The 12,315-nt window shown below is 32.7% G+C and carries 11 protein-coding genes; 5 read left to right on the top strand and 6 right to left on the bottom strand.

Annotation, left to right across the window (positions count from 1 at the left end):
* Nucleotides 1-60: 60 nt before the first annotated feature.
* Nucleotides 61-1,194 carry a glycosyltransferase family 4 protein gene (locus ACFEL1_RS00280; RefSeq protein WP_375331079.1) on the top strand — a complete coding sequence of 378 codons (1,134 nt, stop codon included), beginning with the start codon at nucleotides 61-63 and terminating at the stop codon, nucleotides 1,192-1,194.
* Between the two features lie 72 nt (nucleotides 1,195-1,266).
* Nucleotides 1,267-1,416 (top strand): hypothetical protein, encoded by a 150-nt coding sequence (locus ACFEL1_RS00275; RefSeq protein WP_375331078.1) that lies wholly within the window; start codon nucleotides 1,267-1,269, stop codon nucleotides 1,414-1,416.
* Between the two features lie 17 nt (nucleotides 1,417-1,433).
* Here ACFEL1_RS00275 and ACFEL1_RS00270 read toward each other — a convergent pair whose 3' ends face one another.
* From ACFEL1_RS00270 to ACFEL1_RS00250, 5 genes are all read right to left on the bottom strand, one after another.
* Nucleotides 1,434-1,994, bottom strand: coding sequence for a MepB family protein (locus ACFEL1_RS00270; protein WP_375331077.1), 561 nt, complete (start codon nucleotides 1,992-1,994; stop codon nucleotides 1,434-1,436).
* A 347-nt stretch (nucleotides 1,995-2,341) separates the two neighbouring features.
* Nucleotides 2,342-4,213 (bottom strand): patatin-like phospholipase family protein, encoded by a 1,872-nt coding sequence (locus ACFEL1_RS00265; protein WP_375331076.1) that lies wholly within the window; start codon nucleotides 4,211-4,213, stop codon nucleotides 2,342-2,344.
* Nucleotides 4,214-4,250: 37 nt separating this feature from the next.
* Nucleotides 4,251-4,694, bottom strand: coding sequence for a DUF2335 domain-containing protein (locus tag ACFEL1_RS00260; RefSeq protein WP_375331075.1), 444 nt, complete (start codon nucleotides 4,692-4,694; stop codon nucleotides 4,251-4,253).
* Between the two features lie 623 nt (nucleotides 4,695-5,317).
* Entirely contained in the window at nucleotides 5,318-6,085 is a 768-nt protein-coding gene (locus tag ACFEL1_RS00255) for an NAD kinase (RefSeq protein ID WP_342279199.1), read from the bottom strand.
* Nucleotides 6,076-6,744 carry a phosphatase PAP2 family protein gene (locus ACFEL1_RS00250; RefSeq protein ID WP_342278442.1) on the bottom strand — a complete coding sequence of 223 codons (669 nt, stop codon included), beginning with the start codon at nucleotides 6,742-6,744 and terminating at the stop codon, nucleotides 6,076-6,078. Before ACFEL1_RS00250 ends, ACFEL1_RS00255 begins: the two co-directional genes overlap by 10 nt.
* A gap of 63 nt (nucleotides 6,745-6,807) precedes the next feature.
* Between ACFEL1_RS00250 and ACFEL1_RS00245 the strand changes: the two genes are divergently transcribed.
* Together ACFEL1_RS00245 and ACFEL1_RS00240 are read left to right on the top strand one after the other, a co-directional pair.
* Nucleotides 6,808-8,481 (top strand): ribonuclease J, encoded by a 1,674-nt coding sequence (locus ACFEL1_RS00245; RefSeq protein WP_375331074.1) that lies wholly within the window; start codon nucleotides 6,808-6,810, stop codon nucleotides 8,479-8,481.
* 52 nt (nucleotides 8,482-8,533) lie between these two features.
* Nucleotides 8,534-9,856 carry a hypothetical protein gene (locus tag ACFEL1_RS00240; RefSeq protein WP_375331073.1) on the top strand — a complete coding sequence of 441 codons (1,323 nt, stop codon included), beginning with the start codon at nucleotides 8,534-8,536 and terminating at the stop codon, nucleotides 9,854-9,856.
* A 288-nt stretch (nucleotides 9,857-10,144) separates the two neighbouring features.
* Here ACFEL1_RS00240 and tsaB read toward each other — a convergent pair whose 3' ends face one another.
* Nucleotides 10,145-10,822, bottom strand: a complete 678-nt coding sequence (gene tsaB / locus ACFEL1_RS00235; protein WP_342278439.1) for a tRNA (adenosine(37)-N6)-threonylcarbamoyltransferase complex dimerization subunit type 1 TsaB — start codon at nucleotides 10,820-10,822, stop codon at nucleotides 10,145-10,147.
* Between the two features lie 53 nt (nucleotides 10,823-10,875).
* Here tsaB and ACFEL1_RS00230 point away from each other — a divergent pair, with 53 nt between their 5' ends.
* Nucleotides 10,876-12,303, top strand: a complete 1,428-nt coding sequence (locus ACFEL1_RS00230; protein WP_342278438.1) for a phosphomannomutase/phosphoglucomutase — start codon at nucleotides 10,876-10,878, stop codon at nucleotides 12,301-12,303.
* The last annotated feature ends 12 nt before the right edge of the window (nucleotides 12,304-12,315 follow it).

Here is a 12,315-nt window from a genome sequence, read left to right as displayed (position 1 = left end):
ATAATTAAGTGGGTATTTGCTCTATGGTATTATTTATAGAATTATTATTAAGAAAAGCAAATGAAAAAAATTATCATTTTCACAAATACAGATTGGCACTTTTATGCCCATCTTCTGCCAATTGCTTTAACCGCTAAAATGCAAGGCTATGAAGTTAAAGTATTAACAAATATTAGTGAATTTAAAGATAAGATAGAACAGCATGGTTTACGAGTAATTCCAATTTCAATAAAGCGTGGAAGTATCAACCCTTTTACTGATTTAGTATTATTAAGCAAGTTAATTAGCATATTAAATAAAGAGAAACCGGATATATTGCATAATTTTACTATAAAACCAATTTTTTATGGGAGTATAACTGCCTTCTTGTGTAGCATATGCTCAAAACAGAAGAGTTTACCGCAAGTTATTAACACTTTTGTTGGTATGGGTTTAATTTTTATAAGTAGTAATTTTTTGCTAAGATTAGTTAGAAGCATTATAGTTAGAATAATATCCATAATAGGATATTATAGAAGCATGCTATTTGTCGTACAAAACGATGATGATTTAGCCTTACTGGTAAAATTAGCTATAGCACCCAAAAATTTAATTGTTAAACAATGCAGCGTTGGTATAGAAACTGAAAAGTTTCCTTTTCTTCTAGAACCACTAGGTAGTAAAATAGTGGTGGCATTGGTAGCTAGAATGATTGTTGATAAAGGTATATATGAATTTATATATGCTGCAAAAATATTAAAACAAAAAGGTATAGATGCTGAGTTTTGGTTAGTTGGCGAACCTGACAAAGATAATAAGCAATCAATAGCACAATCAATATTAGAAGACTATCAAAATCTAGGATATATCAAATATCTTGGTTATCAGAAAAATATAGAAAAAATATGGAAAAAAGCACATATTACAGCATTACCTTCCTACCGTGAAGGGCTAAGCCGTAGTCTTTTAGAGGCTGGGGCATATGGTAGAGCTATTATTACTACTGATGTCCCAGGTGGTAGAGAATTAATACAAGACCAAATAAACGGATTATTAGTTAAACCGCAAAATACAGAAGATTTAGCAAGAGCTATGGAGCTATTAATCACTATGCCTCTACTTAGAAAACACCTAGGTAAAAAAATTCGACAAGATATTTTAGAAAAATATGATTGCCAATTAATATCCGAGAAGATGGTTAATTTCTACGACTAACCCGAATAAGTACCAAGCTTACGTCACCACGAAAAGCCTAAAGCAACAAAAGCAACCTAATGAATAGACTTCTTGCAAGACTCTACTTCTGCTGGTAATTTCTTAGCATTACCCACAAATATTTTGTCAGTAAGAGTACCACCGTCATTGCGAGGAGCTGCAACGCAGCAGCGACGAAGCAATCAAGAGATTAGACATAGGCAAGCCAATCTATTGCCTTGATCCAAAATTAGTAATGACTATTTAACTTGATTATAAAGCATTTGTGCTCTTGCGTAGTTAATTGGTTTATTTCTTGGAATTTCTAAAAAATATTCTAGTTGCCATGCTTGAGTTTTTTTAGCTTGCTTGTTTATAACAATGTCCCAAGGTGGATATACCCTTATTGCTCTCTTACCACCTTGGTTATTATGCGAGACTATATCATATTTATACAAAACAGATTGTGGAAATATAAATTGACCAAACTTATCTCCTTTACGTGTTGTCACAATAAAAAGATCAATTGAATCTGCAATATCATATGGCTGAATTGCTCCATTCCCAATTCTCTTCCATAGTGTTACAAATTGACCAATCTTTGTAGGAGTAATCTTAGCAACACGAAATCTAACATTCATAGAATTTAACTTGAACATGTAGGCTCCATATGCAATACTTTCACTTTCCATTACTGGTTCAGAACATATAAACTGACATGGATTATATATTAGATCTCTCGATGTAATAAGTTCCGAGTGGATTAAATCATTAGTACTCCAAGGTTTGCTGGTAGGATTACAAATAAGATTATTCACCATAGTACCACAAATTTGTTAAAAGTTGAGAATAGCTTTTGAATTAACGCGAATTCGGGATAAGAATTTATCAATTCTTATCCCGAATTCGGTGAAATTATCGAAACAATCAGATTTGAGACGGTTCTACATCTGATTGTTAAATTAATATTTTGCTAAAAACATGATTTTAAAATTAGCACCCCTTTGCTCATAAATATCCAGCTATTCAACGAGATGATATCATGAACAAAGAGTCATTACAACGAATATTATACATAAAAGTAATCAAAAATAGATTGCTTCGTAGTGCTTCGCTACTTCCTCGATAATAGACGTATAGGGAAGCTATATTTACTAACTTTCGACAGTTATAGTAATCCCCCCTTAGTCTGCCCTACTCCCTTTCCTGCACTACTAATTCGAAATGCCTCACTTTTATTTTTACCTAGAAAATCTTTAAAATCTTCTTTTGTAAACTTAAATTCAGTAATATTCTTTGCTGGACTTTTACTTGTATCAAATCTCTGATCTTGTTTTTTATCAATAGCTAATAATTCTACAAAATCATTTTTAATTTTACTCGGTGTTGTTGGATTATTTAAGGTCTTAATCAGTGATTCTATAGACTTGGTATCATTTCTAAGTTCATTATTGCGTGCAGTTGCTGCAACTATTACATACTCTTTTAATACAGCCTTGTTATCTTTTCCCTTCCAGCGTTCTTCCGTACAAAAAGATAACAATGTGTCAGCTTTGTCTTGATGATTTCGCATAACATCACGATCTTGCCAAGAGTTCTTTTTTTTAGTTTCTTCCGCTGGAGCTATATGATCTAATAGCTTATTAAAAAAAGTTTTATTCAAATTTTCATTATCATAAACTTCATAAACATTTAGGAAAAATTTTTGTTGTTCAAATGCTTTATCTACCCCTTTACCAAGTTCAAAATTATCTAAATACTCCAAAGTCTGAAAACGACCTTTAATATGTAAATAACCTGCATATTTTTCAGCATCATCAAAGCTGAGAGTAGATATACCTTGAGTATCTAATGTAACCGTATTTAATGCATTCTCACGTAAATCATCAAAAGTCTTTTCATTAGTTTTTGTGTATATAAAATTTCCACCAACTTTAGCTAGCATTTTATATACTACATCAAGTAAAAATTTCACTAGGACATTTGGACCTTCAAAATTCTTGGCACTATATATAGCAATATTTGCTGAATCATCCATACCACTACCGAAGGCAAGAGCTAAAACCCTACCTTGCTTTTTTGCTAGGGTAACATTCTCAAAACCATCCAACTCTTCCGCAACATCGACTTTACTGTCATTTTCGGGGAAATAGCCTATAGGAGTATTGTCTCTATACCCCCCATCGACATACTCGACACCATCAATTTTTACAGGTTGAAAAACTAAAGGAAGAGAAGCGGAAGCATGGCAAGCTCTAGCAATTGGAACATCAGGAGTATTTTCAGCACTAAAAATTTGTAAAGTACTATCATCTCGCCTTACTGCAGTAATTAATAAGTCTTTAAATTGCACTGGATCAAGAAGTCTTAAAAGAGCTAAATCCTTAAAAAGGAGTTCACCACCCTTTTGACATTTGTTTGTTAATTCAATGAATTCTTTACCATTAGATTCTATTATAGCTTGAATTTTCTTGGATTGTTTTTTAAAATCTTGTTCCTGAAAATCTAAACCTCGAATATTTTCATTTATATCAGCAATCTGCTGACTATTATTATCATCTTGTTGTTTTAATGTTTCAATCTTATTTAAAAGATCTTGCCTTTTTTTGTCTAACTCTCTCAGTTCTTCTGAAATCCTTTCATGTCTCACTGTAGCAAGTTCCACAAAATTCTTGCCCTTTAAAAAATTATAAGCACCTTTTCTTATAGTCTTATCTACAAGCTCGTATAATGGAGTACCATCTTTACTAAGCGGCACCGGACCAATTGAAAATCCTTGAGTCCCAAGTAAATCTTTGAAGTTTGTATTTTTTGAAATAGCTTCATATTCTTTAGGTGGTATACCAAATGCAGTCACTGCAGCAGCTATTGCCCCTGCCGATGATCCTGCAACTGCTTCTACTCCTTCAATTACTTTAGATTCATTCAAGCCCTCATAAACACCAGAATATCCAGCCCCCTTAGCTCCACCACCACTAAAAACTACATATTTAAAAGGACTTTGCTGCCTTTCTTGCATTTCTTTTTGTAACTTACTCATAATCTTTACTCAATTATTATAAAATTCTTATATAATTTCACCTTCTAGTATAGTCTTTCCGCTTAGTAAATTTAGCAGAAGACAAGAATACTCCAGTTCCTATGCCTAACAATACTGAAACAGTGAAAATACTGGCAATCATAAAATGCCCCAACACAGCCAAAACTACAGTAGTAATACAGACCATTATCATGAATATAATACTACTTATTCTACCTTTTTTTGTTACGCTTTCATAAACCTCAATACTTTTAATATCCATCTGATGTCTATGTACTTGCTCTTTTTCTGCCATGGCAATTAGCTTTGTCAATGTTCCTGGATAAATATTTTCATATTCTGCCATTAAATCTACAGGTGGCAAAACATGTGCAAACTTCTTACTATAGAAGCTATTATCAGACTCCTTAGGATTACTAACTTTTAAATATCCTTTGTTCAACCTATTGTTATTAGCAAAAAAACTTTTACTATCTTTCATATTATTTTCTTATTTCTTGAAATGTTGAATTAATATCTTTTTCTACCCTAATAAAGTATTCAAGTAAATCTATCTCTAGCTTTTTTCTTACTGTCGTTTGAGATATTTTAAATATACTAAAAAAGCCTATTAGGAAATGTCTTACAAATTCTTTATTCATTTATTCTCATATTAAATTTATTAACTTATTACTATCAAATTCAGGTTAACTAGAGTGATTATAACAAAGCTTTAAGAAAAAAGGGAGAAATAATCTTTAGTTTTGATAAAAATTATTTTTTAACCCCAAGTATCGATGTAATAAATTATATAGTAGGCTCAATTAATCATCGCCATTAGGGGAGATGTCACCGCCATTATGTCATCCCAGCTTTCGCTGGGATGACATCAACCCACAACTGCTTGAAAGTTAAAAAATCGTCTATTAGCTAGGAGACCGTAGGTTGACGAAGTAATCTATATGACAAGCTTCATGGATTGCCACGCTCACGCACGTTCGCTCGCTAATAGACGTATAGGGAAACTGTATTTACTAACTTTTGACAGTTATGACCAAAGTGACTCCTCGCTAATAGCTCTAGGCTATTCTCCCTATAACTTTTAAATGTTATACGTAAGGTGAATTACTCATTAAATTGCTCTTTAATAATTCGATTTTCAAGGCTATTTTTTTTATCAAATAATAACTTTATCTTCTTGTTTTTTACAGATTTAATTAATACTGACTTAATATTATCAAACTCTTGAAAATCTGCAGCTGCATTTACTGGTCTTTTATTACTTTCTAAGATTTCAAACTTTATAGTAGTAGAAAATGGTAGTAACGCACCATGCCAGCGTCTTGGACGGAAAGGACAAATTGGTGTGAGGCATAATACGTTTGACTCAAGTGGCAAAATAGGACCTCCAGCAGATAAGTTGTACGCACTACTGCCAGCTGGGGTTGCAACCATTGCCCCATCAGCTACTAATTCACTCATACGCTCAACTTGATCAATTTCGATCTTGAATTTAGCAGCTTGGTTGGTTTTACGAAATATTGATACTTCATTAATAGCTAGGGCAGTATAGGTTTTATTGTCTATGCTTTCTGCTTGCATTTTTAAAGGATATAAATGAGAAATTATAGATTCTTGTAAATTATCCATTAATCTTTCAACAATAACTGGATTCATTAAAAACCCAATGTTACCAGAATTAATTCCATAAAAAGAAACATCAAGATGCATATAACGATGTATCGCATGTAGTAATTCCCCGTCCCCTCCAACTACAACAATTATTTCTGCTTCTTCTACCTTACAAAACTTATAAACTAGTTCAAGCTGTCTAACTAGTCCTAATGATTTTGTAGAACTATTATAAACAATCGCAATTTTATTTAAATTAATTTTAGTTTTTGCCAACATAAATACAATAAATGATTAATTGTTAATATAACAACACAAGAAGCCAGTACATCACTTAAAAAATGCCCTCCCATTAATATACGACTTAGTCCAACTAATGTACCAAAAATCAATGTAATACTGTAAATTCTTGAGAAAAATATCAAAGGAGCAACATAAGCAAGATTAGTTAAGCTATACCCCATAGCTGCATGGCCTGATGAAAATGAGCAATTATGTAAACATTCATTAGAGATTGAGAAGGCTCTAGTAAAATTTTTTGTACCATTAAACTCTTTAATCTGCAGCGGACGGGCCCTACCAAAATTTTCTTTAAATATATAATTTACTAGTAGCCCAGGACCTATTGCTGTAGATAAAATTATATAAATGCTTCCTGAAATAATAAGCCTATTAAAAGTTTTGTACTTAACAATTAAGTAAAGTAGGTATAATAATATTACTATAGTCAGTAGTTTAGTTAATATGGGAATAACTTCAAATAATGATAATACAATATTATTGTTACGATAGATAAATCCATTATTGCTGTCGTAGAATAATTTTGAGAAATCTATATCCAAATTAGGAAATAGTATAGTTAATAATAAAACTATACCAAAGGTGAATATACTAGTATAAACTAAATTAGTATTAATCATAGACTAAAAGCCAAAAATAAGTTATAAAAGTATACTTAAATCCTACATCATATAGAAGTTAATATGTCATTCAACATTAAAAACCATAAAAATGATTTACTATTTTTACCACTTGGTGGTGCAAATGAAATAGGCATAAATGTCAATCTATATCATTATCAAGGAAAATGGTTGATGGTCGACTGCGGTAGCGGTTTTGCCGATGATTATTTACCAGGTGTTGACATGATAATTGCTGATATTAGCTTTATTGAACGCTATAAAAAAGATCTAGTAGGTTTAGTTCTAACTCACGCACATGAAGACCATTTGGGAGCAATCCAATATTTGTGGAGTAGCCTAGAATGTCCAATATATGCCACTACCTTTACAGCAAATTTTCTAAAACTTAGATTAGCAGAATATGATTTTGCTAAAACTATAAAAATTCATGAAGTAAAGCCTTCGGCAAAAATAAATCTTGATCCATTCCAACTAGAGATGATACCGCTAACCCACTCAGCTCCAGAAATGCAGGCGATTATGATACGTACACAAGCTGGCAATATTCTCCATACAGGAGACTGGAAATTTGATAATGATCCGGTACTTGGTAAGAAAGCTGATGAAGCTCTACTAAAATCTTATGGTGATGAAGGGGTTCTAGCTTTAGTCTGTGACTCAACTAATGTATTTAATGAAGGAACTTCTGGCTCGGAAGGAGACGTACGTAAAAGTTTAGTAGATATTATCGCAGGTTGTCCTCAGATGGTTGTGGTAACAACTTTTGCCTCAAATTTGGCTCGTCTTGAGACCCTAATTCACGCAGGTCAGATGGCAAAAAGAAAAGTTGTCCTATCGGGAAGAAGTTTGCATAGAATTTTGCTTGCAGCACAGGAAAGTGGTTATATGAAAGATATTGCCCCTTTGATCGATGAACGAGATATAGCAAGATTTAAAAGGCAAGAACTTTTAGTTATTGCTACTGGTTGCCAAGGTGAGCCTCTAGCAGCTACTGCAAAAATGGCAAATAATAGTCACCATAGTATAAAGTTAGCTCCTAAAGATACAATCATATTTTCTTCAAAAATTATTCCCGGCAATGAAAAGAAAATTTTCCGTATGTTTAATATTTTTGTAAGGTCAGGAGTTGAAGTGATAACTGAACGAGATCACTTTGTACATGTTTCTGGGCATCCAGCAATTGACGAACTCAAACACATGTACTCTCTAATTAGACCTCAGATTTGTGTACCAGTGCATGGTGAGCCGGTACATATACATGAGCAAGCAAAATTAGCTCGTAAAAATGGTATAAAACACGCTATTGAGGTAGAAAATGGTAGCTTATTATTACTTGATCCTCATAATCCTCGTATTTTATCCAAGGTAACAACAGGTTATTTGGCTGTTGACGGCAATTATCTTTTACCAGCAGAATCATCAATTTTTAGAACTCGTAGACGTATGCGTGATTCTGGTATAGTAGTGGCAAGTTTGGTAATAAATAAAAATGGTAGCCTTAGTTGCAGCCCTATTTTATCTATGCCGGGTCTCCTTGACTCTGACGATGATGCACAGCTAATTAATATGATTAAAGATGATATTACTGAAACGATAGAAATTCAGAGAAAATCAAAAGGTAGCATTCTCAATGAACAGATTGAGAATGCTGTAAGGTCAGCTATTCGTAAAACATTGAAACATGAGATAAATAAATCACCCATTATCATAGTCAATGTGGAAAAAGCTTATTAAAAACTAGTTTATTAATCTAGTTTATTGAATGCAAGTTAACTAAGGAGATATTATGAAATCACATAGTTTTACATCTGATGATGCTGCACAAAATATAGAGCAAGACTTACAATATATAGCAGAGTCCTTTGATCCTAAACATGACAAAGATTATCAAAAAAATCCTAAGTCTCGTGAAAAACAGGTTAACAAGGATATAAACCGCGGTGTATTTTATCTTGAAACCCAAGATGGACAGCTAGTAGACTTACTAGCTAAGTGTAAGTTAGGTAAAGATCAGGACTATAAGGTAACTTATCAAGATATGCATGATATATTAACAAAGGATTATCATTTATCAGAAACACAAACAGAATATATTTTAGCTGCAACTCACCAAGGTAGTCTAGCTGCTGCTACAGCTGGATTCACCCCACTAAGAATTAAAGCATCTGCTCACTATGGATATGATCCTGGAAGTGAATGGCTAAGAGATGGTAGTATGTCCAAGATCACTATAGATAAAGATCATAACGTATCATATATCGGCGGACAAAATATCATGTTTGATTGTAGTATGAGTGCTTTCTCTCCACATAGTGACCTTAGGAAGATGATGGGTACGAAATTTAATAGCCAAGATTATATGGCTGTAAATATTACCGCTACGTTAGGAAAAGCAGGAGATTCTGAATTAACACCGCAAGTAGTAATTGATGTAGCTGGCACTGGTAAGATTGCTGATCGATTTATTAGTGATATACAAGCAATCCAAACAAATTGTAAGAAAAAAGACCCTCAAGCAATTATTGATAGTAATAAGGCTTTATCGAGAGAGTTATTAACTGTTCCTCTTAATGAGCAACAATATAAAACAGATATGAAAGAAAGAGTTGCAAAAATCATATCAGATGAAGAAGTAAAGCCGCAAACAATAAGCACATTTAAAAAAGCAAATGGTGCTACAGAGGCTTTATCTGACATATTGATAGAGCGAATTGATCAAGCAATCAAAACTCAAAAAGATACAAAGACAGGGAAATTAAGTTCACAGTCCATTAATGACATTGCTAAAAAAGCTGCGGAACAGTTAAATAAGTTTATCGATAATCCAAATAAATATACAGTAAAGAAATTTACTAAGCAATTAGTAAACGATCGAGCTGAATCATCGAATACGATAATACCAAGGAAAAATTTTATTAAAAGAATTTGTGAATATTTAAAAGACAAATGGCATGGATACTCTGATGACAAGAGCAAACTACCATTGGCTGAACAATTGAAGAATGAAGCAAAATTTGTCGGGCAAAAAGCAAAATCACATATGTCATCTAAAGCACCAACGTCACCACCTCCACATAATGAAAAGACGAAAGCTAAAGGAAGAGGGTAGGAAATTTTTAATAGACTTCTTGCAACCTCAATTTCGGATTAATTTCATTAATCCGAAATTGGAATGAGAAAGTAAACAATCAGGCTTAAAGCGGTTTGACGCCTAATTGTTAAATATTTCATTTGCTAATAATCTTATTTTTATTGATATAAAAATAAGATTATTAGCGATAATAGATTAAAATGCATTCGTACCAGCCGCTTCAAGAATGCATTTTTCTGATATTATAGCCAGTTTTGGATTAAAATTAAAAATTTTAATCCAAAACTGAGGTTTGTAGTAGTAGAATTATGTAAGAACTCTAATCTTTGCATCAGCTGGTCTAATATATAACGGCTCTATGGAGTTAGAGAAATTGGGCTTCCTTATTTTATCGGCTATATATTTACATATATGCAGTGCCTTAACTCTAGTAAAACGAGGTAAAATTGTTAAATTTTTTATATCCCTAATCTTGTCGTATATCATCTCTACCCCGTTACCTGCACAGACATTAATAGTAGCATCTTTTGTATTTAATAATTCCACAGCTTGGTCATAATTTATCAGTGATGGAATAGAAGCTTGTTCATTTTGGTCAAAAACTTGGCTATATAATTGCCCTCTATATGCATTGAGAAAAATAAAAATTTTATTATAATTTTTTACTTGCCTGCTAGCCATCCACCAAGAAAACTCAAAATTAGATATAGTACTGCCTATTATATCTGTACTTAGCAACAAGCCTTTTGCCACTGATAGCCCTATTCTAATGCCTGTAAAACTGCCAGGACCGTTTGTAACGGTCAAATAATCTAGATCATGGTAAGATATCTTTGCTATTTTCAATGCTTCTTCAATCATTGGCACTATAGTTTCAGCTTGCATAGAAGACCTTAATTCCTCAATATAGGCTAGAATAACCTGATCTTCAGAGATTGCAACAGATGCACTATTATTTGCCGTATCAAATGCTAAAATTTTCATTTATAATATAATCAACATTTCAAGTTTTGTAAGTATACTCAATTATAATAACAATGGAAATAAATAGAACAATTTTTAGACTGTACGACATTCGTGGCAGCAGTCTAATAGATATTAATCCAACTATTGCTTATAAAATTGGCTTTTGTTTTACCAAAATGCATATATCCAAGCAAGGGAACGAAATATTTATAGGACGTGATGGTAGATTAAGCTCCCCTGCCCTTTACCATGCTTTGGTTAATGGCATTATTTCAGCTAAGGGAAAGGTTACCTCAATAGGCATTGTCCCCTCCCCTGTTTTATATTTTGCTGATAAAATATTTAAGCCACAAGCTAGCATAATGATAACAGGATCCCATAACCACAAAGATGATAATGGCTTTAAGTTGTTATCACAAGGCAAGCCTTTTTTCGACCAACAAATACAAGATTTACTGAATAATATTCTAAGTCAAGATTGGTCCACCAATCTTATTATACCAAAAAAATTTCTAGCACTAAGTAATATACGCAATTTAAATGTTATCGATAAATATCTAGATAGGATTTTGCAAGAAATAACTATAGCTCCTCAAATAAAAGTCGCATGGGATCCTGCCAATGGTGCGGCTGGCAATATTATTGACTTATTAGCATTAAGATTACCTAACAAAAATATCGTTATAAATTCGCAAATTGATGGTAATTTTCCTAGTCACCACCCAGATCCAACTATTCCCAAGAATCTAGAACAACTAATAGAGATAGTTAAGATTCAGGATTGCGATATTGGTATTGCATTCGATGGGGATGGAGATCGTATAGGCATTGTAAGTAAGAAAGGACGAATAATTTTAGGCGACCAAATCCTTGGTATATTAGCAAAGGATGTAATTGATCAAAATCCAAATGCAACTATTATAATGGATATCAAATCAAGCAGTAGCATATTTAATCAGATTAAGTCATATGGCGGAAACGTGATAATGTGGAAAACAGGTCATTCATTTATCAAAGATAAGATGCAAACAACTAAGGCGTTACTTGGCGGTGAAACTAGTGGTCATATATTTTTTGCTGATAAATATTACGGATATGATGATGCAATTTATGCCGCCCTACGGTTTGTTGATTTATTATCAAGGTCAAAAAAAACTTTGGACGATATGATAGATGAGTTACCTAAATGTTATAATACCCCTGAAATTAAGATTTCTGTACCAGATAATCTTAAATTTGATATTATTCAGCAAATAAAAGAGGATTTAAACAGCAGAAATATCAGTTTCAACGATATTGATGGTATAAGGGTTGACTCACATAATATGCCCAATGAATTTCAAGTCAATAAATTTCAAGGGTATGCATGGTGGTTACTAAGAGCTTCTAATACTGAAGATAAAATTATTGCTAGATATGAATCAGATAATTTGGAAGAACTAAATAGTATAAAATTAGAGCTTTCATCTTTACTAGCCAAATATGGTTTGAAGCTATAGCTAACCCAAAAA

The organism is Candidatus Tisiphia endosymbiont of Oplodontha viridula (genome assembly GCF_964264865.1).
GTDB lineage: Bacteria > Pseudomonadota > Alphaproteobacteria > Rickettsiales > Rickettsiaceae > Tisiphia.
This window is presented reverse-complemented; position numbering and strand designations above follow the sequence as displayed.